The following is a 25,848-nucleotide window of genomic DNA, read 5'->3' as shown; positions in this document are numbered from 1 at the left end:
GATCCCCCTATGCGTATGTTCTTTCGGTCTCGATGCCTTGTCTGAGGCGCAGGTACGCGTCGTTGAGAGCCTCCAGCTCGTTCTCACCCGGCACGACTTCGACCGGCGCGATGAAGCCGACCCTTGCGGTGACCCATCCCACGATGGCGTCATTGTGTGCCAGCCCTCCGGTCAGGACGATGACGTCGACATCGCCCTCCAGTACGGTGGCCATGGCGCCGATTTCCTTGGCGATCTGATAGGCCATGCCTTGCAGGACGAGTGCCGCCTCGCTGTCTCCCATATCGACGCGGCGCTGCACTTCCCGTGCGTCGTTCGTGCCGAGATACGACACGAGACCGCCCGTGCGCGTCAACCGCTTGACGACCTCAGCCTCGGTCGCCCCTTCCTCGAAGCACAGCCGCACGAGCGCGGAGGCGGGGAGCCCTCCCGCACGTTCAGGCGAAAACGGCCCCTGCTCGTTGGCGTTGTTGACATCCACGATGCGCCCCTGGCAAAGTGGTGCAATGGAGATGCCTCCGCCGAGGTGGGCCACGATCATGTTCATCTCGTTCAATGCCTTACCATGAGCCTTCGCGATGTCGTAGGCAACCCTGCGGATGTTCAGCGCATGGACCAGTGACCGCCGCGGGAGTTCCTTGAGGCCGGAGATGCGAGCGACGTCCTCGAACTCGTCCACCGACACGGGGTCGGCGATGTAGCACGGAATGCCGGCGCCCGCGGCAAGCGCATGCGCGATCGGTGCTCCCAGATTCGCCGCATGCTCATGCACCGCGCCTTCGATACAATCATGCAGCATCCTGTCATTCACGGCGTAGATTCCCGATGCCAGTGGATGCAGCAGTCCGCCGCGCGCCATGATTGCTTCCAGATCTGTGGCGCTCGTGCCGTGGCGCGACAGGAAGTCCAGGACCGCCTGTGTTCTCATCGGCAGCTGGTCAGCGATGCCGTGAAAGTGCGCCAGCTCGTCAGCTGAATGGTCAAGCGATTCTTGGGCGACGAGTTCGGATCCCTCATACAAGGCAACTTTTGTAGATGTAGATCCAGGATTGATAGCAAGAATCATATGGGGCACCTCTTGCATCAATGACTAGGGAAACAAAAACTCGCGAGCGTTGGCCAGAGCGACCTCGGACACCTGGTCGCCCGACACCATCCGCGCCAGCTCACGGACACGCTCCTCGCCCGTGACGCGGTGCACTTCCACTGTGGTGGCATCCTCGCTCTGCTCCTTGGAGATGACGAGGTGCGTTCCAGCCTTGGCCGCGATGGTGGGCAGATGGGTGATGACGATGACCTGGCGATGCATGCTAAGGCTGCTTAGCTTGCCGGCAACTGCAAGCCCCGTTTCGCCACTGATGCCGGCATCCACCTCGTCGAACACCATGGTAGGAATCTGGTCGGTCTCGGCGAATACCGTCTTGAGCGCGAGCATGACACGCGAAAGCTCTCCGCCGGATGCGATCTCTCTGAGAGGACGCAGTCCCTCCCCCGGGTTGGGAGCAATAAGGAACTCGACTACGTCCAGACCCGTCTCAGATGCCTTGAAACGCTCATCCCCAACAGCGATACCCTGCTCGTCGACGCTCTGCTCGATGGAACAGACGAACCGGGCATTGGACATGGCCAGCTCAGCAAGCTGTTCCTCGACCTTGCGCGCAAGGACGGGGCCACCCTGCTTGCGTTTCGCCGTCAGTGATGCGCCGATGGTCGAAAGCTCGTTCTCCAGCTGCGCTATGTGGCCACGCAGGCCGGCCTCGTCGCCCGCCCGCTCGTGGCGTTCATGCAACTTGCCGTCGATCTCCGTCTCAAATGCAAGCAGACCGTCGAGGTCCTTGTGATACTTCTCCTCGAGTCTGGCAATGGCGTCCAGCCGCTCAGTCACCTGTGCCAGTCGCGCGTCATCCAGCTCAAGCCTGCTGAGATAGTCACTCAGAGTGGACCCGGCTTCCTTGAGACTCGCCTGCGCCCCATCCAGCAGGGATGCCACATCGTTCAGACGCGGGTCGATCGAGCACAGGGCATCGATGGTGTGGTGCAGTCTGCCGACCTGCCTCACGATTCCTTCGCTGTCCCGGGATTCGTCTCCGGCAAGGGCGGCCCACGCCTGGCCCAATTGCTCCTGCAGCTCACGGACGTTCTCCAGAAGCCGCTGTTCTGCGATGAGCAGGCCGTCCTCTCCCGCCCTCAACTGCGCACGTTCAAGCTCTTCCGACGCGAACTCCAGATAGGTGGTCTCATTGTCCCATTCTGCCCGGCGCGTCTCCATCTGTTCCAGTTCACGGCGTGCGGCGCGCAACTCTGCGAGCCTCGTGCCAAAGAGCTCCCGCTCAGTCTGGGTGTCGTGCCCGAGAAAAGAGTCTAGAAGCTGGAGGTGATTCTCACGTACCAGCAACGACTGTGGCTCGTGCTGCCCGTGGACGTCCACAAGACTCTCGCCGAGCAATCTCAGTGTACTGATGGGGACGATGCGCCCGTTGATGCGATACTTGTGCCTGCCGGTGCGGTCCACCTCGCGCGTGGCCACGACGGTCATGTCGTCGTCCGTCACGAGGTCGCCCAGCATATCCCGCAGTGAACAGACACGCGGAAGCGCGAACTCTGCATCCAGTCGCAGACTGTCCGCCCCCACGCTGATGAAGTCACTGGTCAGCTTGCCCCCCAGCACTGCACTGATTGCTCGCACGAGAATAGTCTTGCCCGCCCCCGTCTCGCCGGTGATGACATTCAACCCGTCATCGAAGGATACATGAACATCGTGCGCGATGGCCAGATTGTGGATGTCCAGTGCCAGAAGCATCGTCAGCAGCCCCAGTGGAACTTGGCACCCAAGACCTTGTAGAAGTTCTTCTCGCGCAACCGGATGATAGCAACGTCCTGGGGGTATCTCTTCACGCTTACCGTGTCAAAGCTGTGGATGTCGCCGACACGCTCTCCGTCACGTATGAAGGCCGCCTTGTCTCGCGACGGCTTCACTTTGATGGTGATCTCACTGCCTGCCCATACGACCAGAGGCCTCGACGTGAAGTCGTGGGGCGCAAGAGCAGTGAGCACAAGTGCTTCCACGGTAGGGTCGACGATAGGGCCTCCGGCGGACAGGGAGTACCCTGTCGAACCAGTGGGTGTGCACACCATGATGCCGTCTGCTGTGAGCTGTCCTGCGCGCACGCCACCGATGAAGACCTCGAACGTCAGGATCTTGCCCGTAAGCTCCCGGACCACCAGAATGTCGTTGATGGCTGTCGTATTGAGGATCTCCTGACCCTCGCGCACGAGGCGGGCCTCGAGGACGAGCCGGTGCTCCACCGTGTACGTATGCGCGAGGACAGCATCAAGCGACGCATAGACCTCGTTCTCTTCGACGTCCGTGAGGAAGCCGAGAGAGCCCAGGTTGATGCCCAGGACGGGCAAGCCCAGCTGGGTGCTGAGCCGTGCGGCGCGCAGAAAGGTCCCATCGCCACCCAGGCTCAGAATGAAGGAACCGTCCACCGCTCCCGACGGGATGGTGGACAGGTCGTCCCTGGAGGTCAGGCTGACGACCTCGACCCCCTTGCCTGTCAGATATGGCCGAATCTCGCCCTCGAGTTCGCGCGCATCCTTCGAGTCCCCGCGGCAGTAGACGATACTCTTCATCACGCTGTACAGTGTACGACGGATGTGCGAGGCTTCAAGCCGCTACCGCCCATCTGCCCCGGCCAGCAGGCCATGCGCTGCGCGCGCCAATCCCTGTGCGTCGAGTTGATAGGTGCTGAGAAGGTGTGCCCGCTTGTCCTGGACAGGAAACGCATCGGGAATACCACACCGTTCGATGCGCCAGATGTTCATGCCGGAATGGACGAGCGCTTCGACGACTGCGTCGTAGACGCCCGTAGAACGTGTGGTTTCTTCGACCAGCAACACTGCCCGGCAGGTGCCGGCCAATCGTGTGAGGAGGCCGGTGTCCAGCGGCTGGGCAAAACGGAGGTCCACGACACACGCCTGGACTCCATCGCCTGCAAGGATCTTCCGGGCTTCCAGAGCCGACCGAAGCACCGGCCCGAGCGAAACAATAGCAACATCACTCCCGTCGGCGACGATGACACCAGTCCCAGGAATCATGGGAGGGCGCTCACCAAGCTGTTCACTGAGGTCGTAGGCGACGTCCTTGGGATACCGGATGGCAAACGGCCCCGTGGCCGCGGCTGACAGTTCCAGCATGCGCACCAGGTCCGCCCGGTCGCCCGGGGAACACACGGTCATGCCGGGAACGATCTTCAGAAAGCCGACGTCGAAGACACCCTGATGCGTCGGTCCGTCGTCGCTGACCAGTCCAGCCCGGTCGACCGCGAACCGTACGGGCAAACCGCCGATGCCGACATCGTGGACGATCTGATCGTACGCCCGCTGGAGGAACGTCGAGTAGACTGCGACGTACGGCTTGTACCCTCGACTGGCCAGCGACGCCGCCATGCCGACAGCATGCTGCTCGGCAATGCCGACATCATAACAGCGATCGGGAAAGCGCCTGGCAAACTCGGCAAGACCGGTGCCGTCCATCATCGCAGCCGTGATGGCGACGATGCGGGGGTCTGTCTCCGCAAGCCGTATCAGCGTCTCGCCAAATACGTCGGAGTAGGTCGGTATGGACTTCTCCTGCTTGCTCAGCCCATTGTCGATGACGAACGGTGCGACGCCATGGAATTGAGACGGCTGCCGTTCGGCCAGCTCGTATCCCTTGCCCTTGACGGTCACGACCTGCAGGACGACAGGCTGCTGGATATCCTTGACCATGTCGATCGCTTCGATGAGTTCGCCGATGTCATGTCCATCCACGACCCCGAAATACCGGAAACCCAGCTCCTCGAAGAAGATCGTGGGGAGGTACAGCCGTTTGACCAGGGTTCTCAGCCAGCGAAGCCCGCGTCCCACCAGCGGAGACTCGCGCGCGCGCAGGTACCATGCACGCGTCCGCAGACGGTTGAGTGCCCGCGCCATGCCTCCTACGGAGGGGGAGATGGACATGTCGTTGTGGTTGAGGATGACGAGACATTGGCCGTGCGCCCGTCCGAGGTTGTTGAGCGCTTCCAGGGCCATCCCGCCGGACAAGGCGCCATCACCGATGACCGCGACTACGCGCTGGTTCCCGCCGTCCAGACGCCGCGCCACCAAGAGGCCTGCTGCTATGGAAAGCGACGTCGACGCGTGTCCGGCCAGGAATGTGTCATACGGGGATTCATTGGGGTTCACGAACCCGCTGATCCCCCCACATTGCCGGAGCGTGCTGAACGACTTGTACCGGCCGGTGAGAAGCTTATGCGTGTAGCACTGGTGCCCCACGTCCCAGACCAACTGGTCCGTCGGCGTATTCAGCGTCATGTGCAGCGCGATCGTCAGCTCGACGGCTCCCAGATTCGACGCAAGGTGCCCACCGTTGGTCGAACACGTGTCGAGAATGACCTGCCTGCATTCGGCCGCCAGCGTCCGCAGGTGCGGGATGTCCAGCCCCCGGATGTCAGCAGGAGAGGAGACGTGCTCGAGAATCAACTTCGAGCCTTTTCCGCAAGAAGGTCGACAAGCCCCGTCAGGAAGTCTCCACCGCTGTCCAGCGCAAGCGCGGACTCACGAGCGCTCGCTAGATACTGCAATGCCTTCTCCCTGGCGTCAGCAAGCCCCAGCACGGTCACATAGGTCGCCTTCCGGTTCTTGACATCCTGACCGGCAGTCTTGCCAGTTTGCGCTTCGGTTGCACTGGCGTCCGCGATGTCATCCACGATCTGGTACGCCATGCCAAAGCTCTCGCCAAATGCACGCAGTCTGCCCATGTCAGTCTCGCTGGCACAGCCGAAAATGCCGCCAAGCAGCACCGAAGCCTGGATAAGTGCGGCAGTCTTGTTCTTGTGGATGTACTCGATCGTGCCCAGCTCGACATGTTCGTCGCTGGAGGTGATGATGTCCATTGCCTGCCCGCCGACGAGACCCTCGGCACCCACCAGAGTGGCCATCGTCCGCACTGCATCAAGGCACCGCTCAGCGCCGAAGGCACCGACCATCTGCGCGGATGAAAGCTCCTCGAATGCCATGGTCAGCAATGCATCGGAAGCCAGAAGCGCCATGTCCTCGCCGTGAACCTTGTGCGTCGTCGGCTTGCCGCGCCGAAGGTCGCTGTTGTCCATCGAGGGCAGGTCATCCTGAATGATGGAGTACGCGTGTACCATCTCGATGGCAGCGAGGACCGGCTTGATGCGCTCCCTGTCGCGGGTGCATGCCTCATAGACGGCAAGACACAGGGCAGGCCGCACACGCTTGCCCGGAGAAAGCAGCGCATAGGACATCGCTGCATGCATGACAGATCCCTGAAGCGGAGCAAGGCAGTCAGCCAGCACTCCGTCGATGTAGTGCGCTTCCTCGTTGAGATGGTCCCTGATGTCCATGTCAGCTCCCTTCCATCTACCCGCAACGATCTGTGATCGTGTAGTCGACGTGGTCCACAGATGAGTAACGGCTCCCTTGCCTGACCAGTTCCACCAGGCGCAAAAGCCGCTGTTCGTCGCCCGATGCGACGATGTGTACAGTCCCGTCATCCATGTTGTCGGCTCTGGCGTCGATCCCGAGCTCAACCGCCGTCTGCTCCACGAAGTATCGAAACCCGACTCCCTGCACGATGCCGGACACGTCCGCAACCAGATTCTTCATGGGCGCCCGCTCGGTCAGTCCCCCGCGCCTCCGACACCACGCAGGACGCCGTTCACGAAACTCCCGGATTCAGCGCCGCCGAACTCTTTGGCCAGTTCAACAGCCTCATTGGCTGCAATAGCCGCCTTGATCGGGGGCTTGCCATACTTCATCTCGAAAACGGCGATCGAAAGAATCACGCGGTCCACGACAGCGATCCTGTCGATGTCCCAGTGCTCCGTGTGTGTGCCCACTTCAGCCAGAATAGCGTCCTGATGAGCTTGGACTCCCTGGATGAGCTTGAGCGCGTGCGCCAACACGAGCGGCGGTTCATGAACGTACATGTCGAACGTCTGGTCAATCGAGACGTTGCCCTGCGCCAGACTGTACAGGACCTGCAGCGCTATCTCGCGTGAGCGCCGGCGGTTCTGAACTCCCTGCCTCGTCGCCATGCGTCAGGCCCGCACGTCGGCGATATGGACGTTGACCTCCTGGATGTGATACGGAGTGGAGGCTTCTACTTCCTTAGCCACAGCGCCCCGCACACTGCCGGCAAGCTTGCGAAGGTCCGTCCCGAATCGTCCGACAAGGAACACGTCAAGCGTCAACTCAAGGCCGCTTCGCGTAATACTCACACCGTGAGGTTCGTGCCCCTCGCGGTCCCAGAATGGAAAGTGTTCCTTGAGACCCTTCCACATCGACTCCACACCGTCGACCGACAGACAGGCGTGGACGATGAGAGATTCCAGTGCGGCGTCAGTGATGAGGACTTTGTCCATGAGTTTACTTGACCCTCTCGAGGTACTCTCCGCTGCGGGTGTCGATGCGAATCTTGTCCCCTTCATTCACGAATAGCGGAACCATGAGCGAGAACCCAGTCTCGATTTCCGCGGTCTTGTTGGCGCCCGTGGCCGTATCGCCCTTGATACCCGGCTCAGTGTGCGTGATGGCCGCCTCGATGAACGTGGGCAACTCGACGCTTACCGGTTTCTCCAGGAAGTAGATGACGTCGACCACGATGTTCTCGATGAGGTAGTTGACGGCATCGCCAAGGTCATTCTTGGTCAGGCCGATCTGCTCGTATGTCCCTGAGTCCATGAAGGTGTAGACGCCGTCAGCATCATACAGGTACTGCATCTTCTTGTGCTCGAGATATGCACTCTTCACCTTCTCATCGGGACGGAAGGTCTGCTCAACGACGTTGCCAGAGATGAGGTTCTTCATCTTGAGGCGAATAAATGGAGAGCCCTTGCCGGGCTTGATGTGCGTGAACTGAATGACGGCAAACGCCTGACCGTCTATCTCAAACGTAACGCCTGTGCGCAATTCATTGGCGGAAATCAAGGTCTAACCTCCTGATACTGGGCTATCAACCGCGGCTATTGTACACGCCAACCAGCGTTGCGTCAAGCGTTCACACCCTAAGCGCCGCCACACTCCGGAGCACTCAGGGGAGGACCAGTTCCTTGGCCAGCTCCGTCAATGACTCGAACCCAGTCGCTGTCACGATGACCGAATCCTCGATGCGCATGCCATAGCGCCCAGGAAGGTAAACCCCCGGTTCACAGGTGACGACCTGTCCCGGCTCGAGCACCGTGTCGGTCCCCTGGGAAAGGCGAGGCGCCTCATGAATCTCGAGTCCCACTCCATGTCCCAGGCCATGTGTGAAGTACTGCGCCAGCCCGCTCTCACCAAGCTTGCCTCTTACCATCGTGTCGACCGAACGCGAGCTCACGCCCGCCTTGATGCAGTCAAGGCCCAGCTGTTGTGCTGCACGCAGTTTTGCATAGACGTCCAGCACATCCGCAGGCTGTTCGCCGAGAGCAACGGTCCTGGTGCAATCGCTCATGTAACCCTCGTAGTTGACGCCGAAGTCGATGACGATGACCTCGCCACTCTGAATAACCTTGCCGGAAGCGATCCCATGCGGCAGTGCCCCACGAGCGCCTGACCCCACGATAGTTGAAAAACTGGTACCCCCGGCGCCCGCCTTGCGCATTTCGTATTCCAGCAGAGCAGCCACGTCGTTCTCGGTCATGCCGGCCTTCAACTGGTGGACCATCACGTTGAACGCCTTGTCCGCAACACGCCCCGCAGCACGCATCATGTCCAGTTCGCAGCCGTCCTTGACGATGCGCATGTCTTCGACCACGCTCTCGGTCGGGACCATGGTCACCGATGGGAACGCGGCGCGCATCTGCTCCGCCTGCACGAAGGAAACACGTTCCTTCTCGAACCCGAGCCAATGAGCATGGCTTGCGACAAGCAGGTTCGCAATCGACCTGCTGAAGTGCCCAGTGTACAGGGTGACGTCCAACCAGGGGCACTCTTCCTGCGCCTGCGTCGTGAACCGGCCATCGACAACAAGGTGCATGCCGTCATGGAGCACGACGAGGTACCCCTCTTCGCCCGTGAAACCAGTAAGATAGCGCATGCTGGGCGCCGCAAGCGTGAAGAAGGCGTCCACGTTGACGACGTCCATCCGTTCCCGCAGCAGTTCAATCCTGCGTTGGTGGTACGAGTTTTCCATCGTGCGTCTCCTTGAAGCCTGTGTCTATTCGAATGGATTAGTCTTGCCTGTCTCGGCCGGGATCGGCTGAGGCGTCACGGTCAGGAACGTCTGCCTCGTCTTGAGCTGGGTGTTGACTATGTTCAGGTTCTTGTGCTGAGCCATCTGAAACACCTGAGGCGCGGGAGGCGTGATAGTCGTCTGCCCCATGCGAGGGAGGAAGTAGAAATTCCAGACGGAGAAGCCGGCCAGCAGGATCACGATGAAGATCCATGTCCCCGCCGAAATCTTGACTCTGGGCTGCTTCCGCGGACGCGGCGCAACCTTCTTGCCCGCCGGAACCGGTTGAACGTTGGTCTTCGGTACTGCTTTCTGTGCCATCACACGCCTCCTATTGCACCGTTTCCGGCTGTGGAGCCGGCGCTACAGGAACCGGCGCACCGACGATCGTCGCATCAGGGCTTAGGACCATCCACGCAGTCATGGAGCAGGTGTACAGGTCGCCCTGACCGGGCTGTCCGAGAGCGGCGTGCGAGACAGTCAGGTTCGAGGAGACCATGACATACTTGAACTTCGTGCGGAACGTCTCCTGGAACCGTCGCATGGTCCAGTAATCCTTGGCGGTGAAGTTCATGGTGACGCCGACCGTCTTGGCAAGCTTCACCTCCGCCGGCTGAGCGGTAGCACCGCCCTGAGCCATGGACGCGTCCGAAATCTGGATGCTGGTATACGTGATGCCGCTGGCCTTGCCGAGAGCCTGAAGGTCAAGCAGAAAGCGTGTGTGTGTGTGCTGGTCGAACACCACGGGCGTGATCTGTGCAAGCTGGTCGATCCAGACTGCATAGGACTCGTTTTGACTCACGAATGCCTCCTGCAGCCGCTGGACCTCCTTGAGCGTGGACAACTTCACGTCAGCCGCCGTGACCTGATCGCGCAGGTCCCGGAGCTGGACGAGCTGAGGGCTGAGCCCAAAGCGGTAGTAGAAGAAACAGATGACGCCGAGCAGAAGGATCACGACGACAAGTTTGACTGGAATGTTCCTACCCATTCTTGCCTCCTCCCACCCATGTCAACGTCAGGTTCATGGTCGCCTTGGCCTGCGGCCCCTGGACCACCGCGCCCGTCGCATAGGGCACCTGGTAGCCGTCGATGTGCACATTCTTGAACTTCTTGTCGGCGCTCAGCGCGTTGAAGAAGCGCACCAGGTCGACGAACTGACTGCTGGTAGCCGCAATCGCCATGGTACCCGGCAGAACCGTGATGTCCGTCTGGGTCAGCGTACACGCCTTAGGAAGGTCCTTCGCAAGGTCATCCAGGACCTGGTTCGTATTGATCTGCAACTGCACGGCCGTGACCAGGTTGGTTTCCATCGCCAGGGAGCGCTGGGCGAGCGACCTGTTGAGGTCGAGCAGTTTCTGCTCACTGTCGAGAGCGGCAATCTGCGCGTTGAGATCAGCCAGATGATTCGTCGTCTGTGCGACGAGCACCCTGGCATAGCCATATGATGCGGCAAGCACCACCAGGACGGCAACGACAATGAAGATGAGCGTCCTGTCCTCATGGGTGAGTTGCGTCTGTCTCCGCTTCCGTGCGTGTGGAACTAGGTTGATGGTAATCATCAGAGTCCCTCCGAACCAGGGCGATACGTCAGAAGACTTTCGCCGACTTCGACTGACTTGGCCTGATGCCGGCCAGAGCGCTTCTTGGCAGCCACTGCCTCGAACTCGCGTAGCGAAAGGCCGGTAGCCACACTGAACATGGGAGCCATCTCATTGAGATAGGATTCGGCGAACATGCTTGGGTCGTACTTGGCAACATCCAGGAGCAGACGGTTCATCTCGACCGTAAAACCGGTCGACAGTTCGACATAGTCGGCGATGCCCTTGAGGTTGGCCGTACCACCCGACAGAATCAGGTGCAGGGGGCGGTCGCTTTCGAACCGTGTCGTATAGTAGTTGAGAGACCGACGGATCTCGAGGACCAGCTCGTCGATGATGGGCAGGGCTGCGGACGTGGCGCGTTCTGCCTCGGTGCCGGCTTCGAGATTGGCCTCCGGGTCCACGTTGACGGACTCCTGCTTCAGCTCTTCTGCACGCTCCGTATTGATGCCCAGAGCTGACGCGATCGCCCGCGAGATCCGGGACCCTCCGAACGGGATCATGCGCGTGAGCCGGATCATGGACTGATCCGCAACATTGATGGACGTGATGGTCGATCCGATGTTGACCATGACGATCGTCTTTTCGTCCAGATCGGGTCGTTTGTAGGAAACGTAGTCCACCAGGCGCAACTCGGCAAAGGGTTCCACCTCGATGAACACTGGCTCCAGCTGCGTCTTGCGGATGACGCCTACGAGGGCGTTGACGATGCCGAGCGGCGCAGCGGCGACCAGACAGTTCGCCTTGATACCGCCGTCGTCCGTCTGAGATCGGGACAGCACTTGGTAGTCGAACACCGCGTCCTCGATGGGATAGGAGATGTGCTTCTCCATCTCCCACATCACAATGTCCCCCAGCGACTGGCGGGGGATCTCATCCACAGTGACCTGCTTGACCGTCACCAGCTGGCCCGAGACGGACGCCGACACACGCTTGCCCACAAAGGAATGCAGCGAGAGCAGGGAGCCGAGCGCTTCGCTGATGATATCGCCCTTGACTATCTTCCCCTCTTCGATGGACCCCTCGGGGGTTGGAACAACGCCGAAGTTGACAAGGCTCAGTGCATTCTTGTCCCGTTTGAACTGAGCCACCTTCATAGTACTCGTCCCAATATCTACTCCAATGATTGGTGTTGCTTTGTCTCCTAGCCCAAACACAGGGTGCCTCCTTATGCGCTCGACCGTCAGACTTCTACCTGTGGAACAGGGTTGTCAAGTACCAGGTGATAAGGTCATTTCCCGCAACAGCTGCGACATATGCGCCCACGGCCATAGCAGGACCGAAGGGCATCGAGTCTTTTCCTTTCTTCTTGAAGAACACCATGAGAACAATCCCAGCAGTCGCCCCGATGATGAACGCGAGCATCAGAAAGACGACAGCCAACCGCCAACCCAGGAACGCGCCGAGCATGAGTCCCAAGGTTGCATCACCCCAGCCCATGCCGCCTCTCGAGAACAGGATAATCACCGCGAACAGGCTCGCACCGATTGCCGCTCCCCCTGCAGCTCCCACCAGACCATGCCACCCTGCAAGCGTGCCGAAGGCCAGACCGATGGCGGTTCCGGGCAAGACGACCGCGTCGGGCACGAGACCCGTCTCGAAGTCGATGATCCCGACCGCCAGCGCAAGGACTGTCATGATGGCGAACTTCAGGGCATCAACACTCCACCCCAGACCCCAGCCCAGGCCGACAAACAACAGGCCCGTGCACACTTCGGTCCGGAGGTACCGGGCCCCGATCCGCGCATGACAGTACCGGCAACGCCCGCGGAGAAACACATAGCTCCAGACCGGAACAAGGTCAGCAACACTTAGCTGATGACCACAGGCCGGACAGACAGACCGCCCTTTGACCCACTGTTGATCGCGCGGTATACGATAGGTGAGGACGCCGACGAAACTCCCCATGAATGCGCCGGCTATGAAGCAGACGGCAAGATATACCACCTCGGGGACTATACCCAGCAAACCTGTCACGAGCAATCCATCCTTTCAACACCCCTTCGTACGCCCAGAATAGCACCGTACGATCTCTGAACGCTGCATGTGCCCACTAATCGTCGTTTAGTATAGCACAGCCCGCCGCTGGTTGTACATAGTTTGGACAACGAGATGCAAAATGCAAGACCTGCGCCCCTCCCTGCAGTCCCTGGATATGGAAAAGCCCCCACCAAGGAGGCACAGGATAGATTCCCGCCTTCGCGGGAATGACGGAGACTGTTGCACTTCGGGACGGTTCCGTTTCCTCTGAGATTGTTACACTTCAACGCATGCATTCTCGCCTTCGCGGCGAAAGCACCCCTCGCCTTGGACAAAAGGGCTCGGGGGAATGACGGAGAAGGGAAGTCCCCTGGATATGGAGAAGCCCTCTGAAGAGGGGGCACAGGATGGATTCCCGTTCAGACGTGCATGGACCCTCCGCTGAACATCCCTGATCAGAGACGCGGTGGAACCCTGATCGCTTTCAACAGTTTTCTCCTGGGATTGTTGAAGTCATACTACACCCTTTTCCAGCGGATAGAGATTGGTTTCCTTTTTCATAGTAAGGATATTTCGTCAAAAGTACCCTCAGCAAAATCTAAAAATATAAGACGGTTACGAACCGGAGTCCCGATCCCCGTAATTATTTTTATCGCTTCCTGTACTTCCCAGGCGGCAATTACCGCCGCAGTTGCCGCGGGATTGCCTGTATACGTTTCAATCCCGCATCCGTTTTCATCGGCGGATAAACCCCAAATATCGTTAAGCCCTTTATCTCCAGGAAAGATGGTCATCAACTCACCGCTGAAACCGGCTATAGCTCCGTGAACAAAGGGAATTTCCAATTCATCACAGGCACGGGCTACAATCCGGCGGGTTTTCAAATTGTCCAACCCGTCAAGCACCACGCTTGCATCCATTATTATCTCTTTGATGTTCTTGGAATTGATGGTTTTATTAACGGCGGAAATCACAACGGCGGAATTGATTTTCTTAACCCGGGCAGCCGCAATTTTAACTTTGGATTTCCGCAGATCACTCTCTGTGGCTATTATCTGTCTGTTAAGATTGTTTTCTGCAAATTTGTCATTGTCAATGATAACTAAGTGGCCGATACCCTGCCTAGCGAGTAATTCTATTATCGTTCCCCCGAGGCCACCCGCTCCACAGACGGCAACCGTGGAGCGAAGCAGTTTTAACTGCCCTTCAATGCCTATTGTGCCTATGTTGCGCAAATAGCGGATGGGAACTACATTGTTTTCGAGACAGAAAGTCTCGGCTTCCCGGCGGGTAACTTTCTTTTTGGAGGAAATAAGCCGAACACTTTGCAAGTCTATAACCCGCATTTTCTTCTTGTCGGGCGTCACTAAACTCTTGCAAAGCTTACGAATCAATATATCAACAGGTTGACCCTTGGCCAGATTCAACATCCTCTTCTCAACCACCGGCTACTCTAGGCAATAGATCGAGCTTGTCGCCATCTTTAAAGTCTATTTTATTCAACAACTTTATGTTTGTGCCGTTGAGCAGGATATTACTGTTATCCCAAATGGACTGCTTTTTTCCAGCTCCAAGGGACTTAATCCTTTTCTCAAATACAGGGCCGAAATTAGTCTCCACATAATCTCTGGCATCGTCAATACCATCTACATTGACGGTTACGGTTCGTGCCCCTAAGAAAATCCTCCACGGCCCGATGAAGTTGATATTAATTGTAGGCAAATACGTTACCCATTAATAATGCCTCCAGGAGAGTCTTTGCTATTCCCACTGAGCTCTATGCTACAACTATTCTGCCCTGATGGATGCGGCGATTTCCGGCATACCGAGGTTCTCCAAGCGTTTTTTTGAAGGTTTGCCAGTAGTTTTGTTCCAGTCTCTAATAGCATAATACTCAGGCAGCATCTTTCCCATATTGGGTACATGGCCTTCCTGCCCGCCATCGGGAATCGGCCTCATGGCCAGTTCCGGCAATACATCGTCTTTGGCGGTGACACCCAGCTTGCAGGACAATGCGCGCTGCAACTGGAAAGTGCGTTCCCCAGCCTCTAATAATTCATCCACGGTCGTATTCCAGCCGGTGGCGGCATTAACCATGCCGATCATTAAGTTAAACGGTATCTGGGCGAAGTGACAAATGCCGAGGTTATCGGTCAGCGCCCGGAAGTTCTGCCCTTTTTCCACGCCTGCGGCCTTATCATCGGCAAAGCGGTCGGTGATTTCCAGCCCCAGATCGGGATGGCTTGTTCCGCCGTCCACCTGGTAGGCATCATTCTTATTATGATCAGCGCCGCGCGCGGCAGTAGCGTAAACCAGGCCCATGGAATGATACGCTCGGGGATCGTGCATGGGAAATTCTAGTCCTTTGCACTGGACGGCTTCTCCTATCGGGCGACCGTATTTTTGCGCCATGCGTTTGGTTCCGCCTGCCAGTACGGCGCCGAATCCCTGGTTTTTGGCAATCAGATGCAGCAGTTCGATTGCCGCATCCGTATTACCCCAGGTAAGTTTAAGCCCGCCGGTGTCCTTTTCGGTAATTACTCCCAGGCTATAAAGATAAAATGCATAGCCCGCGCTGGCGCCGCTGCTGATCGAATCAAACCCGTACCCGTTACAAAGCTCATTAATATATACGGCGGTGGACATATCCAGATCCAGCCCCATCATTCCGCCCCAGGCCACCAGGGTTTCATACTCGGGGCCTTCGACTTTATCATACAAATACTTTCCTTCCTTGATCGCCAGCACCTTGCGGCAACGGATAGGGCAGCCGTAGCAGGCGGTATTTTCGATCTGATATTTCTCCAATTGCTCGGCGCCGCTTATTCTTGTTGATTCCGGCATAGTTGGAGCGGTGTAATATCTGGCCGGCCCGTCGCCATAGGATATGGCGGAATCAATCCAGCCCGCCGTGCCGGTTTCGTGCATGATCATGGACAGAAAACCTTCCTTGACCTCCTTCATGGCCTGCTTTGCGGTCTCGCGGAATTCTTCCGGCAGAGCCATAGACAGCTTCATCTTGCCGCGCACCGCAATCGCCTTGACCTTCTTTGAGCCCATTACGCAGCCCAGTCCCGCCCGGCCGAGACAGTGGCCGTGCTCGGACATGATATTGCCATATAGTACCAAGTTCTCCGAGGCAGGGCCGATACAGGCTACCTGCACGCGATTATCGCCTTGTTCCTTCTTGATTTCTTCCTGAGTCTTGTAGGTATCCTTCCCCCAGAGATGGCCCGCATCCTTAATTTCGGCCACGCCGTCCTTGATGTAAAGATAAACCGGCCGGGCGGACTGGCCCTGGAGGATAATGCCGTCGTAACCGGCATTCTTGAGCTCAGCGCCGAACCATGCGCCAGCGTTGGCATCGCCATAAAATCCGGTATACGGAGATTTGGCGGCGGCGCCCCAGCGGCTGACGCTGGGGCCGCTCGTACCATTGAGGAGACCCGGCATCAGGATAAGCGGATTATCCGGTCCCAGAGGATCGGTTTGCTCATTGACCAGATCATAGAGATAGCGCGCGGCCAGTCCGGTGCTGCCCAGAAAATCGCGCGCATACCTTTCATTGAGTGGCTCATCTCTGAGCGTTCCGTGGGTAAGATCGGCAATCAGTACCCTGTTGTGGTATCCGTTCATGGTCTCCTCCTTCTATTTATTTGTAGTATCTTTAGAAATCAATGCTCTTGCCTTCGTAGGCATACTTGAATATCCTGCCCAGATCTTCCTCGCCGGGAATGCGGGTTACGGTCATGGTCATAACCTCATTTAACGCCCTTTCGATCAGCCTCGGTATCTCCTTTTCATATTCAGCTTGACCGACGCCGCAATCCTTGACCGAGAGAGGCTGGCCCAGTTCCCCGGCCAGGGCGCGGATTCTGGCTACCAGAGCCAGGGCGCATTCCTTGTCGGAGCCAGATGATGCGACACGGCAGTAGCGGGCTATTTCGGCATATTTGGCTGTTGTCTCGGCGGATTCGTTAATCAGGTACTCCATGGTGTAGGGCAGGAAAAGACCGACGGCGCGTCCGTGCGGAACATGGAAAATCGCCCCGAGGGCATGTCCGGTGCTATGCGCCAATCCGGCCATGGAATTGCCGAAGGACATACCGCCCATTGTCGCAGCATTCATCATTTCCTTGCGGGCTTCGAGGTCGCCGCCGTCTTTATAAGCGCGGGCCAGATATTCCAGCGTCAGCCGCGTGGCGATCAATCCCGGTCCGAGGGTCATGCTGGTGCCCCAGACAGAGGTGTATCCTTCGATCGCATGGCAGATAACATCCATTCCGGTGTCCGCCGTAATTTGCGGCGGCATGCCCATAACCATGACCGGATCGAGGATGGCGACATCCGGCATGCATTCGGTGGAGCCCAGACCCAGTTTGCGGTTATCCTTTGTGTCGGTGAGCACTATAGCCCAGGTGGCTTCCGAACCGGTTCCGCTGGTGGTGGGAATCGCCATCAACCTGGCCTTGGTCCGGAAATTGAACTCTTCAAGGACCGATAAGGATTCCGGTTCCAGTTCCGGCCGCGCTAGAAGCAGAATAATCGCTTTTGCGGCATCCATGCAGGAACCGCCGCCGATGCCGATGACCCAGTCCGGCTGATATTTGCCCACTGCAACGCCGCCCTTCTTGATCGTGGTAAGCGACGGCTCCGGTTCTACATCATCAAATATTTCCCACTGAATTTTTGCTTCATCGAGTTTATCGGTAACAGGTTTGATCAGACCGAGTTTTAGAATGTTCTTGTCGGTGACAATAAACGCTTTCTTCCCTTTAACCTGCGCTAGATAATCGAGAGAATTATCCCCGTAGACAATCAAAGGACAGGAAAAATTCCACATATATTGGCCTCCTTCTATTATTATGATTCGCTGGCCAGACTATCAGTCCAGCCATTCAGTCGGAACTAGCATCGTGCAGTTTGTAAGCTCATTGGCGGCCTTGGTATAGCGCATGATTTTGGCCATGTCGCCCGTCAGTTTGGATTGTCTAGTGATCAGTGCCTTTGTAGAATCAAGCTTCTTGGTGGCAATTTGCTTCCAAATATTATAGGGAGCTGCAAGGGTGAATGCAGGTTTGTATTTGTTGGGGTCGGTAACAATTTCACAAGCCCGGCATTTGCCGTGATAAAGATCGACATACATGAAACCTTTCTCCTTAACCGGTCCGCCCGGCTCTGTGATAAAATAAAAATCGCCCTCCCAAGTCTTGGCGGCCTCTTCATATGCCTTGCTTTTGTTGATTTCCTCCTTGTACAGATCACACCATTCTTGAGACAAATACTTAGCCATGATAAAAGCCTCCTTTTTAGCTAACTCGGCACCTTAAGCGCCGACCTTCCTGTGCTCATTTAAAAGAGTACCTCCAGTCTACATCATTCAATAATTCTATTCAATGGCGCGCATCGGCTCATGCAAAATGGAGGTGAAGGATGACAGAATACTGCTGATCCTTTGGATGAGAACAGAGCAGCGGGAATGGAGCTCACGATGCAGGAATGCAAGAAGCTCACGATGGTCAAGGCACAGGTATATCTGAAGGCAGGGAAGACAAGGAAGTCGGAGGTGTTGGACGATTTCTGTGAGGGGGCGGGATACTGCAGGAGACATGCCGCTCTTCGTGGAGAACCTCACAGCCCATGGACATCTCCATGTGGAGGACGAGACTCAGCGGCTTCTCCTGCAGATGAGTCCTGCCACGACCCTCCGGCTCCTGGCAGGGGAGAGGCAGACGTATCATCTGCACGGACTCTGCCACACCCGGAGCACTCCTCTGGGTAGCAGGATTTCCGTTCAGACGTGCATTGACCCTCCGCTGGGCATCCCTGGCGTCCTGGCCGTGGACCTGGTGGGTCGAGGCGGAGGGCAGGCCGTGGGAGACTTCGGCTGGACGCTTACTGTCACCGACTGTACCAGGCCCTGCACCTCATGGTGAACTGGTTCCTTCCCAGCCAGAAGCTCCTGCACAACGTCAAGACCGGGAGTCACATCACCAAGGTGTATGACAACGCATAGACACCATGCGCACGGATGCTAGCACGGAAGGATGTTGCAGAACAGACGAAGAAACGCCTCTTGGCCATACGTGCAGAGCTGGACATGACGAGGCTGCACCATGAGATCCTCCTCTGCCAGGAACACCTGGATGCAATTGCCAAAAGGAGACAATCTTTGGTCATCAACAAACGTGGCAGCTACGCCTCCGTTTCTGGTGAGTTGACGACCTGATGGTTCACATCCATTCTTACGTGAGTTGACATGATACGCAGCTCAATTAAACCAGCAAGGCCAGTTCGACATCTAAAACGCCACATTCCTATTTCTTTGCCGGCTCTTTGGTATCCTGTCCAAATATATAATTTACAAAATTGGGCATTACTGCTTTCCAATTTTTCTTGCTAGATCTGCCAAGCCTGGCTGAACAAGCTTTCCTTCTTCCATGATCAATTCATCATCAAGCCAAACCGAGGAATTCAAGCAAATTCCGTCCATATGAGATATTGCACAACCTGCTTTGCCTTTCCAAAACGGATTTTGATACCCAAATCCCCACTCAGTTGCCCCCCAGACTCTTTCGTCTTCAGTGCATAGTCCTGATAATTTTGCTTGTGGATTAAATCCATAACAAACATGAGCTACATTATACATACCCGGATCGGACAACCGTTCGAGCCAATCTGATATAATTTTAGCCTCTCTGCCGCCATCAATCTTAATAACCTTGCCCGATTTAATTAGAAATTTAATAGGTTCTCTTAATATTCCTATCTCAGCTTCCCCCCCTCCTGATATAGAACCATCAAATACTATTGTTCCATTGATGCTCTCCTCAATGGGGGCCCAATCAATTTGGCCTAAAAGGAAATGGGCTCCTGGCTCTAAAGCCCAACCCTCATTTCCTACAGGTCTTTCGGGGTCGTTTTCAAATATAATATCAGTGCCAGCAGGAGTTGTAATTCGCATTGTTCTGGCATCCTTAGTCATCTTTACTACCAAATCCTGGAATTGCTTTTGCAACGACAGGTCAATGCATCCAATCAACCTTACAAACTGGTCCGCATTTAGCCCGCCAAGAAATAAATATCGGACTCTTTTAGCTTCCTTTATGGCTTCCTCCCAGGGAGTTGAATAGAGAAGCCACTGGTGATTGTATTCGATCCAAACATCTGTGTTAGGTATAGCACTCTTCAGTCCGTCGGGTAAATAAGGATCAGCAATTTTTCCATAGCCGTTTGGAGTACTATGCCAAGCTAAAAGAACCTTGGCTCCTGCAACTGCTGCGGCCTTAGCAGTTTCCTCGGCAACTTTCCAATAGCCACGCGAGTCCAAGGTTATTAACACACTCTCCCCAGGCCTTACCCCAACTAAGTCGTCAACAACCTTATGCGCTGCAATAGCGATCTCTAACTCTAAAGATTCGGGCATTTCTAATATCTCCTCTCAGTCTAACTTTCATTATACAAGAAACACTTTACAACGTGGCCAGATGTGACCTCCACACTTGGAGGGTCGTCTCTCGAACACCTTTCCAATTTAAAGGGACATCGTGGATTGAAACCACATCCAGGTGGAACGTCTACTGGATTTGGAATTTCTCCCGTTGATGTTATTTGCTTTGGTTTCAATTTTCTTTCTTCATCAGATATAACTGGGATTGACGAAAGTAACATCTGAGTGTACGGATGCAGCGGTTTGGTAAAAAAATCCATCGTAGATGCACTTTCATAAATTTTACCCAAGTACATTATTTCTACTCTTGTAGCCATGTTCCGCACTAAGCCAAGATTGTGAGTGATAAATAAATACGAGAGGTTAAGATCTGCTTGCAGTTTTACCAGCATACTGATTATTTTTGCTTGCACTGATTCGTCCAGGGCAGATGTCGGCTCGTCTAAGATAATTAAAGAAGGACTTACGGCCACGGCCCTTGCTATTGCAACCAATTGACGCTCGCCCCCACCTACCGTCCTTGGATACTTAGACATGTAGTTCGCAGGAAGTTCCACAGTTGCCAAGAGCTCCTCAATTTTTTCTTTTACTTTGCCTTTTCCTACCATATTATGTACTCTTAGTGGTACCTCTAAGCTTTGCCCAATGGTCCTTCTGGGATTCAAGGAAGTTCCTGGATCTTGAAAAACAGTCTGAATTTCCTTTTTGAGAGACAAAGGTCTTTTAGTAATGTCTGTCATAGAAATTTCCATGTTCCTGAACCAGATTTTCCCCCCAGTTGCCCTATACAACCCCATAATGGTGCCCGCAACCGTACTTTTCCCTGATCCTGATTCACCCACCAAAGCTAAAGTTTCCTGCTGATTTAAGTAAAAACTCACCCCATCTACGGCTTTTAGATCTACGATTTTTCGTCTATGAGAAATTGATCCCATATTAACTGGAAAGTACTTCTTTAAGTTGTCCACTTTCAATAGCTCTTCCATTGTCTATGACCCCTGCTTTTCGCTGAATAGAAAGCATGCAACTTTATGTCCCGGCTCAGTCTCTACTAACGGCGGTGCCTCTGTTCTGCAAACCGGCAACGCTTTTGGGCACCTTGGACTAAATCTACAACCACGAGGGGCAGCCAGATAATCGACCATTTGTCCTGGAATGCCCGACCCAAATCCTCCCCCGGACAACCTTGGAATGCAAGACAATAGGGCGCGGCTATAAGGGTGATACGGGTTTTCGAACAAGTCTCGAGTATTGGCTTGCTCTACAACAGTACCTCCGTACGTCATGTAAACGCGATCAGTCATCTCACTGACAACATCTAACGAATGACTAATTAATATCAAGGACGTGTGTTTTTCATCAATTAGTCTCTTAATTAACCTTAGAATTTGATCTTGAATCGTTACATCCAAGTTTGTCGTTGGCTCATCAGCAATTACCAAGGACCTAGGCGTGGCAAGAGCCATTGCAATAAAAACCCTTTGTCTCATTCCCCCACTTAGTTGAAATGGATAACTTGCCAAAATCCTCTCTGGAGCTGGCAGAGATGCCAATCTCAGCGCATTAATCGCCATCTCTCGTATTTGTGATGGCTTAACTCTCGAGCCTTCAGCAGTGTAAGAATATCCAATGACATCACTCATTATAGACCCAATTGTCGACACTGGATTCAATGCTGCAGTGGGATCCTGAAAAATCATTGAAATTTGCTGCCTTCGCAGAAGTGATACCTCAGGCTTCGACATTGTTAAGACATCTTTGTCCTCAAAAAGAACCTTGCCATCAAAAATCTTGGCCGCCTTGGGTAGTATCCTCAGTATCGATCTAGCAATTGTAGTCTTGCCGCTGCCGGTCTCACCAACTATCCCTACTCGTTCGCCTTTATATATTTCTATGTTTACTCCGTTTAAGACTCTTAATAGCCCCTTATAAACCCTATATCCAACCTTTAAATCTTTGATATTCAGAAGTAATTCTGACACCTATAATACCTCAGTAGAGAGCATACTTTTTACCCCATCGCCTAGAAGATTAAATGCCAAAATCATAAAACATATCGCCAAAGCAGGAAATAAAGAAATCCACCATTGAGCCGGCAAGTATTGTGCCCCATCGGATACCATTGTTCCTAACGCAGCTGTTGGTGGTTGCTCCCCAAGTCCTACAAAACTTAACGTAGCCCCCACCAGAATTACCCAGCCGATTTCTAGGGCCATTTTAGTGAAAATTGGAGCAAGGCAATTGGGCAAAATTTCTTTGAAAATAATGTGCGCTTTGTGTGCTCCTATCGTTTGTGCCGCCTTTACAAAAGTTTCATTTCGTACAGAAGAAGCCATACTATAGGTCAATCTTGCATAGAAAGGCCACCATGCAAAAGCGACTGCCATCATGGAGTTAAATAGACTAGGCCGTCCAAACGAAGCGACTGCTAAAGCCAAAAGTAATGCCGGCAGCGTGACAAAAATATCAGTAATGCGCATAACAACAGTATCAATCCATGTTCCATAGTAATAGCCAGCGAATAAGCCCACCAGAACTCCAAAGGGAACGATTGCCGCAATTACTCCTAGGCCCATTATAAGTGCTCCCCTAAAAGCAAACATTACACGACTCAGAATATCCCTTCCAACAACGTCAGTGCCGAAAAAATGAGCTCGAGAAGGAGGCTTGCTGGCATTGCTAAAATCAATAAAAGCCCCTGCGGCCTTAGGATAGGGGGCTAAAAGGGGTGCAAAAATAGCAACAATTATAACCATCGCAACCATAAAAAAACCAATGATTGAGACTTTATTGCGAGAAAATTTATAAATAGAATTCTTTATCGAATCCAAGAAAATTTCCATATCCTAACTCATCCTCTCTGCTGTAATCTCGTGCGAGGGTCTAAATATGCAACAATTAGATCGGCTAAAATAATTATAAGTACAAACAGGACCCCCACGAGCAGTAATATACCGGCAATAGAATTTAAGTCTTTGTTAAGAATTGCTTGCATCCCAAATCTCGACAATCCAGGAAAATTAAACACAGATTCCACTACGAAAGCAGAAGCAAATAATGAACCCGCATCTAATGACATAACAGAAATAGCAGGAATGAAAGCTAGCCTGGCTAAGTATTTAGTCAAGATTCGATTCTCAGGGACACCATAAGCTCTCATTGCATAGACATGATCTGCTTCCATATCGTCGCACATGCTACTCCTCAATAGCCGGGCAGCCTGTGACATCGGAGCTAGCGCTAATGCTAACGCCGGCAAAATCAAGTGCTTTAGGCTATCCCAAAGAACACCTAGCTTTCCTGTTAAGAGAGAATCGACCGTAAACATGCCCGTTATATGAGGGGGAGGCGTCACGTTAGGACTAATCCTTCCCTGAATTGGAAGAATAGGTATCCAATAGCCAAGAAGTAAAAGCAGAACAATGCCCCATACAAAAGATGGCGTGGCAATCCCCAAATATGCAACAACCCTTACAATCCCATCGAGCCAGGTATCTGCATATTTTGCAGCAAGTATCCCAAGACCGATACCGCCGGCGAATTGAAGGATAGCCGCCAGTATAACTTCTTCAAGGGTTGCAGGAAAATACGCCTTAATGTCAGTCACAACCGCTCTCCTGGACAGCAGAGACATTCCAAAATCGCCCCTTAGGACACCTTTGACCCATAAAAAGTATTGAGTAGGCAGGGGTTTATCCAAATTCATTTGCTTTCGTAAGTCTTCAACAGCAGACTCGGGAACCCGGGGACCCAAAGCTATTCGGGCTGGGTCCCCAGGCAAAATCCTCGTGATACAAAAAAGAAGAATTGACAAGCCTACCAAGACAATTACCGCTTCACCTAATCTCTTGGCTAACCACGATGGCAAACTCATAACACTATTCCTTCTCCATACTTATGACTTAGGATCCAGACAGCAACTCCGCCCTTTTTTGAGGGTAGACTTTCATGTCATGTGCATATAGGTTATAGCCCATAACCGAAGAGCCAACAGCAGTCTTGCCTGCTTTTATGGCATCCCCTACGGGCCAATCAACGTAAGCGCTCTGATAAGCTCTTTTCTCTGCTTGGTCCATTACCCAGATTGTCGGGCAAAGATCAACGATTTTTGCCTGGATAGCATAATATTTCTTCAATCTTGCTGCCTGGTCTGCTGTTGCTAACGCGTCATTAATCATCTTGTCTATCGCCGAGTTTTGAAGCCACTCACACTGTTCCCAACTTCCAGCTGAAGCAGATGAATATCTTACACTAAGCATAGCGCCAGCCTCTGGATAATCGGGGGCAACAAAAACAATTGAAGCATTGGGGGTTGTTTTGATATTGGTAGCATCCGCTTCCATTGAACCAAAGGGTTTTTTTGTAATCTGTACCTTAATACCTATTTCAGCGGCATTTGCCTGGAAAAGAAGAGCAACCTTTTCTTCTGCCGGGGCCTCGGCGCACCACGATAGAGTAACGGGGTATTGATCGAGTTTATTAGCGTATTTCGATTGGGCAAGCTCCGCTTTAGCTTTCTGTAGATTTGTGTGATAATGAAAAAGATTCGGGTCAAAGCCTAGTAACGTAGCTGGCACAGGTCCTTTACTCTGGACACTTCCTGGATAAATGCTTGAAATTACCGCGTTATAGTCAAACACGTATGCCAGCGCCTTTCTGAAATGAACATCATCCGTGGGCGGCTTTTTAGTATGCAGCATTATGTTCAAATTATGCCCGTTCAAAAAAGTAACGACAGTGGCACCCGTAAGTTTAGCCATAGATTGATAGGTTTCCAAGGGTAGCAATTCATCGGTTATGTCGAGGTCTCGTGTAGCAAATGCTGCATATTCACTTGCTGGCTGACTACTAGCAGACTCCTCGAAGAAGTTAGGTGCATTGGGACTCCAACCCCCCCAATATTTAGCAAATTTTGCGGCTAACAGATCACTTATCACATTATATTTTTGGACTGTATATGGACCAGACCCAGCGTCGTGAGTCAGCAGCCATTTTGTCGCGTAATCACCAAAAGCTCCATAAGTGCCAGGCTTTACTATGTGCGCCATGACTGTCCGTTTGTTTAAAATATACAGTCTTGGAAGGGCGCTAATAAAGGGTCCAAAGCTCTTCTTCAAAGTAATAACGACAGTGTATTTTCCGGTCGCCTTGGCATTTTTAACATATGGTGAGAATAGATAGGCAAAGCCTTGCTTAATGGTAAGTAATCTCTCCATCGAGAATGCTACATCTTCACCCGTAAGTTCATCACCATTGTGGAATTTTACCCCGTGTCGAAGAGTGAACGTGTAAACCAACCCGTTCTTAGATAAACCCCATTTCACGGCAAGGCTGGGTTTTACCGTACCCTGGACAGTTGGAAATACCAGAGAGTCATACAAGTTTAGTAAAGCAATTGAGTCTGAAAAATCATTACCAACGGCAGGATCAATATAAGTTGGCCAGTCTTCCGTGGTGTGAATAGTATAGTCTGTCGGTTGGGCAGTGTAAGCACCTGTTTTGGAAGTACTTGTACTGCTACTCCAGAAGGTTAGTAACAGCGCTGAAATTAAAAAAACTACTAAGACAACTCCAACCCTTCCCAGTCTCTTGGTGTACAT

The 25,848-nt window shown here is 53.9% G+C and carries 28 protein-coding genes and 1 pseudogene; 2 read left to right on the top strand and 27 right to left on the bottom strand.

The window, feature by feature from the left end; all coding sequences use genetic code 11:
• Positions 1-7: 7 nt before the first annotated feature.
• The 20 genes from buk to SMC1_RS04335 all read right to left on the bottom strand — a co-directional run bounded on the left by buk (position 8) and on the right by SMC1_RS04335 (position 18,091).
• A complete protein-coding gene (gene buk, locus SMC1_RS04430) occupies positions 8-1,066 on the bottom strand; it encodes a butyrate kinase (protein WP_207799305.1) in 1,059 nt (352 codons plus the stop codon).
• 24 nt (positions 1,067-1,090) lie between these two features.
• Positions 1,091-2,800 carry a DNA repair protein RecN gene (gene recN / locus SMC1_RS04425; RefSeq protein ID WP_119085589.1) on the bottom strand — a complete coding sequence of 570 codons (1,710 nt, stop codon included), beginning with the start codon at positions 2,798-2,800 and terminating at the stop codon, positions 1,091-1,093.
• A gap of 2 nt (positions 2,801-2,802) precedes the next feature.
• Positions 2,803-3,633, bottom strand: a complete 831-nt coding sequence (locus tag SMC1_RS04420; protein ID WP_119085588.1) for an NAD(+)/NADH kinase — start codon at positions 3,631-3,633, stop codon at positions 2,803-2,805.
• A gap of 42 nt (positions 3,634-3,675) precedes the next feature.
• On the bottom strand, positions 3,676-5,523 hold the full coding sequence (gene dxs / locus SMC1_RS04415) for a 1-deoxy-D-xylulose-5-phosphate synthase (protein WP_119085587.1): 1,848 nt from the start codon (positions 5,521-5,523) through the stop codon (positions 3,676-3,678).
• A complete protein-coding gene (locus SMC1_RS04410; protein WP_165849211.1) occupies positions 5,520-6,410 on the bottom strand; it encodes a polyprenyl synthetase family protein in 891 nt (296 codons plus the stop codon). The genes dxs and SMC1_RS04410 overlap by 4 nt, the downstream gene beginning before the upstream one ends.
• A gap of 16 nt (positions 6,411-6,426) precedes the next feature.
• A complete protein-coding gene (locus SMC1_RS04405; protein WP_119085585.1) occupies positions 6,427-6,672 on the bottom strand; it encodes an acylphosphatase in 246 nt (81 codons plus the stop codon).
• A 14-nt stretch (positions 6,673-6,686) separates the two neighbouring features.
• The gene (nusB, locus tag SMC1_RS04400; RefSeq protein WP_119085584.1) at positions 6,687-7,103 is read right to left on the bottom strand and encodes a transcription antitermination factor NusB; all 417 of its coding nucleotides are present in this window, start codon (positions 7,101-7,103) and stop codon (positions 6,687-6,689) included.
• Between the two features lie 3 nt (positions 7,104-7,106).
• A complete protein-coding gene (locus SMC1_RS04395) occupies positions 7,107-7,430 on the bottom strand; it encodes an Asp23/Gls24 family envelope stress response protein (protein ID WP_165849210.1) in 324 nt (107 codons plus the stop codon).
• 4 nt (positions 7,431-7,434) lie between these two features.
• Positions 7,435-7,995 carry an elongation factor P gene (efp, locus tag SMC1_RS04390; protein ID WP_119085582.1) on the bottom strand — a complete coding sequence of 187 codons (561 nt, stop codon included), beginning with the start codon at positions 7,993-7,995 and terminating at the stop codon, positions 7,435-7,437.
• A 103-nt stretch (positions 7,996-8,098) separates the two neighbouring features.
• Positions 8,099-9,181 (bottom strand): M24 family metallopeptidase, encoded by a 1,083-nt coding sequence (locus SMC1_RS04385; RefSeq protein ID WP_119085581.1) that lies wholly within the window; start codon positions 9,179-9,181, stop codon positions 8,099-8,101.
• A gap of 24 nt (positions 9,182-9,205) precedes the next feature.
• Complete coding sequence (locus SMC1_RS04380; protein ID WP_119085580.1) at positions 9,206-9,541, bottom strand: hypothetical protein; 336 nt, start codon at positions 9,539-9,541, stop codon at positions 9,206-9,208.
• Between the two features lie 10 nt (positions 9,542-9,551).
• Positions 9,552-10,208 (bottom strand): hypothetical protein, encoded by a 657-nt coding sequence (locus SMC1_RS04375; protein ID WP_119085579.1) that lies wholly within the window; start codon positions 10,206-10,208, stop codon positions 9,552-9,554.
• On the bottom strand, positions 10,201-10,779 hold the full coding sequence (locus SMC1_RS04370) for a hypothetical protein (RefSeq protein WP_119085578.1): 579 nt from the start codon (positions 10,777-10,779) through the stop codon (positions 10,201-10,203). The genes SMC1_RS04375 and SMC1_RS04370 overlap by 8 nt, the downstream gene beginning before the upstream one ends.
• Complete coding sequence (gene pilM / locus SMC1_RS04365; protein WP_119085577.1) at positions 10,779-11,975, bottom strand: type IV pilus assembly protein PilM; 1,197 nt, start codon at positions 11,973-11,975, stop codon at positions 10,779-10,781. Before pilM ends, SMC1_RS04370 begins: the two co-directional genes overlap by 1 nt.
• Before the next feature lie 34 nt (positions 11,976-12,009).
• Positions 12,010-12,795: a prepilin peptidase gene (locus SMC1_RS04360; protein WP_119085576.1), complete on the bottom strand. Its 786-nt coding sequence runs from the start codon at positions 12,793-12,795 to the stop codon at positions 12,010-12,012.
• A gap of 560 nt (positions 12,796-13,355) precedes the next feature.
• The gene (locus SMC1_RS04355) at positions 13,356-14,228 is read right to left on the bottom strand and encodes a HesA/MoeB/ThiF family protein (RefSeq protein WP_207799304.1); all 873 of its coding nucleotides are present in this window, start codon (positions 14,226-14,228) and stop codon (positions 13,356-13,358) included.
• Positions 14,229-14,235: 7 nt separating this feature from the next.
• A complete protein-coding gene (locus SMC1_RS04350; protein WP_119085575.1) occupies positions 14,236-14,520 on the bottom strand; it encodes a MoaD/ThiS family protein in 285 nt (94 codons plus the stop codon).
• A 66-nt stretch (positions 14,521-14,586) separates the two neighbouring features.
• A complete protein-coding gene (locus SMC1_RS04345; RefSeq protein WP_119085574.1) occupies positions 14,587-16,434 on the bottom strand; it encodes an aldehyde ferredoxin oxidoreductase family protein in 1,848 nt (615 codons plus the stop codon).
• Positions 16,435-16,465: 31 nt separating this feature from the next.
• On the bottom strand, positions 16,466-17,641 hold the full coding sequence (locus tag SMC1_RS04340; RefSeq protein ID WP_119085573.1) for an iron-containing alcohol dehydrogenase: 1,176 nt from the start codon (positions 17,639-17,641) through the stop codon (positions 16,466-16,468).
• A 42-nt stretch (positions 17,642-17,683) separates the two neighbouring features.
• Positions 17,684-18,091 (bottom strand): SCP2 sterol-binding domain-containing protein, encoded by a 408-nt coding sequence (locus SMC1_RS04335; protein WP_119085572.1) that lies wholly within the window; start codon positions 18,089-18,091, stop codon positions 17,684-17,686.
• Between the two features lie 316 nt (positions 18,092-18,407).
• Here SMC1_RS04335 and SMC1_RS04330 point away from each other — a divergent pair, with 316 nt between their 5' ends.
• Together SMC1_RS04330 and SMC1_RS04325 are read left to right on the top strand one after the other, a co-directional pair.
• On the top strand, positions 18,408-18,734 hold the full coding sequence (locus SMC1_RS04330; RefSeq protein WP_119085571.1) for a hypothetical protein: 327 nt from the start codon (positions 18,408-18,410) through the stop codon (positions 18,732-18,734).
• Between the two features lie 95 nt (positions 18,735-18,829).
• On the top strand, positions 18,830-19,027 hold the full coding sequence (locus SMC1_RS04325) for a hypothetical protein (protein ID WP_119085570.1): 198 nt from the start codon (positions 18,830-18,832) through the stop codon (positions 19,025-19,027).
• A 147-nt stretch (positions 19,028-19,174) separates the two neighbouring features.
• Here the strand turns inward: SMC1_RS04325 and SMC1_RS10565 are convergent, their stop codons facing one another.
• The 7 genes and pseudogenes from SMC1_RS10565 to SMC1_RS04300 all read right to left on the bottom strand — a co-directional run bounded on the left by SMC1_RS10565 (position 19,175) and on the right by SMC1_RS04300 (position 25,848).
• Complete coding sequence (locus SMC1_RS10565; protein ID WP_165849208.1) at positions 19,175-20,224, bottom strand: leucyl aminopeptidase; 1,050 nt, start codon at positions 20,222-20,224, stop codon at positions 19,175-19,177.
• A 20-nt stretch (positions 20,225-20,244) separates the two neighbouring features.
• Entirely contained in the window at positions 20,245-21,234 is a 990-nt protein-coding gene (locus tag SMC1_RS10560; RefSeq protein WP_207799303.1) for an ABC transporter ATP-binding protein, read from the bottom strand.
• Positions 21,235-21,237: 3 nt separating this feature from the next.
• On the bottom strand, positions 21,238-22,230 hold the full coding sequence (locus tag SMC1_RS04315; RefSeq protein WP_119085569.1) for an ABC transporter ATP-binding protein: 993 nt from the start codon (positions 22,228-22,230) through the stop codon (positions 21,238-21,240).
• Positions 22,231-23,091 (bottom strand): ABC transporter permease, encoded by an 861-nt coding sequence (locus SMC1_RS04310; protein ID WP_119085568.1) that lies wholly within the window; start codon positions 23,089-23,091, stop codon positions 22,231-22,233.
• Between the two features lie 8 nt (positions 23,092-23,099).
• Positions 23,100-23,855, bottom strand: a complete 756-nt coding sequence (locus SMC1_RS04305) for an ABC transporter permease (protein WP_207799302.1) — start codon at positions 23,853-23,855, stop codon at positions 23,100-23,102.
• A gap of 45 nt (positions 23,856-23,900) precedes the next feature.
• Positions 23,901-24,122, bottom strand: a pseudogene (locus SMC1_RS11245) (ABC transporter permease); the annotation flags it as partial.
• Positions 24,123-24,150: 28 nt separating this feature from the next.
• Positions 24,151-25,848, bottom strand: a complete 1,698-nt coding sequence (locus SMC1_RS04300) for an ABC transporter substrate-binding protein (RefSeq protein ID WP_119085566.1) — start codon at positions 25,846-25,848, stop codon at positions 24,151-24,153.

Source organism: Candidatus Cryosericum septentrionale, assembly GCF_003570995.1.
Taxonomy (GTDB): Bacteria; Caldisericota; Caldisericia; order Cryosericales; family Cryosericaceae; genus Cryosericum; species Cryosericum septentrionale.
Note: the sequence above shows the minus strand (reverse complement) of the source record. Positions and strands in the feature narration are given on the sequence as shown.

Bases quoted from the DNA above. Each gene is read 5' to 3' on its own strand.
- SMC1_RS04310 (WP_119085568.1), bottom strand. From the start codon at position 23,091: ATGGAAATTTTCTTGGATTCGATAAAGAATTCTATTTATAAATTTTCT.
- SMC1_RS04405 (WP_119085585.1), bottom strand. From the start codon at position 6,672: ATGAAGAATCTGGTTGCGGACGTGTCCGGCATCGTGCAGGGAGTCGGG.
- SMC1_RS04410 (WP_165849211.1), bottom strand. From the start codon at position 6,410: ATGGACATCAGGGACCATCTCAACGAGGAAGCGCACTACATCGACGGA.
- SMC1_RS04345 (WP_119085574.1), bottom strand. From the start codon at position 16,434: ATGAACGGATACCACAACAGGGTACTGATTGCCGATCTTACCCACGGA.
- SMC1_RS10565 (WP_165849208.1), bottom strand. From the start codon at position 20,224: ATGCCCGAATCTTTAGAGTTAGAGATCGCTATTGCAGCGCATAAGGTT.
- recN (WP_119085589.1), bottom strand. From the start codon at position 2,800: ATGCTTCTGGCACTGGACATCCACAATCTGGCCATCGCGCACGATGTT.
- SMC1_RS04300 (WP_119085566.1), bottom strand. From the start codon at position 25,848: ATGTACACCAAGAGACTGGGAAGGGTTGGAGTTGTCTTAGTAGTTTTT.
- SMC1_RS10560 (WP_207799303.1), bottom strand. From the start codon at position 21,234: ATGGAAGAGCTATTGAAAGTGGACAACTTAAAGAAGTACTTTCCAGTT.
- SMC1_RS04340 (WP_119085573.1), bottom strand. From the start codon at position 17,641: ATGTGGAATTTTTCCTGTCCTTTGATTGTCTACGGGGATAATTCTCTC.
- SMC1_RS04355 (WP_207799304.1), bottom strand. From the start codon at position 14,228: ATGTTGAATCTGGCCAAGGGTCAACCTGTTGATATATTGATTCGTAAG.
- SMC1_RS04420 (WP_119085588.1), bottom strand. From the start codon at position 3,633: ATGAAGAGTATCGTCTACTGCCGCGGGGACTCGAAGGATGCGCGCGAA.
- SMC1_RS04395 (WP_165849210.1), bottom strand. From the start codon at position 7,430: ATGGACAAAGTCCTCATCACTGACGCCGCACTGGAATCTCTCATCGTC.
- buk (WP_207799305.1), bottom strand. From the start codon at position 1,066: ATGATTCTTGCTATCAATCCTGGATCTACATCTACAAAAGTTGCCTTG.
- SMC1_RS04325 (WP_119085570.1), top strand. From the start codon at position 18,830: ATGCTAGCACGGAAGGATGTTGCAGAACAGACGAAGAAACGCCTCTTG.
- SMC1_RS04385 (WP_119085581.1), bottom strand. From the start codon at position 9,181: ATGGAAAACTCGTACCACCAACGCAGGATTGAACTGCTGCGGGAACGG.
- nusB (WP_119085584.1), bottom strand. From the start codon at position 7,103: ATGGCGACGAGGCAGGGAGTTCAGAACCGCCGGCGCTCACGCGAGATA.
- SMC1_RS04370 (WP_119085578.1), bottom strand. From the start codon at position 10,779: ATGATTACCATCAACCTAGTTCCACACGCACGGAAGCGGAGACAGACG.
- SMC1_RS04335 (WP_119085572.1), bottom strand. From the start codon at position 18,091: ATGGCTAAGTATTTGTCTCAAGAATGGTGTGATCTGTACAAGGAGGAA.
- SMC1_RS04380 (WP_119085580.1), bottom strand. From the start codon at position 9,541: ATGGCACAGAAAGCAGTACCGAAGACCAACGTTCAACCGGTTCCGGCG.
- SMC1_RS04375 (WP_119085579.1), bottom strand. From the start codon at position 10,208: ATGGGTAGGAACATTCCAGTCAAACTTGTCGTCGTGATCCTTCTGCTC.
- SMC1_RS04330 (WP_119085571.1), top strand. From the start codon at position 18,408: ATGCCGCTCTTCGTGGAGAACCTCACAGCCCATGGACATCTCCATGTG.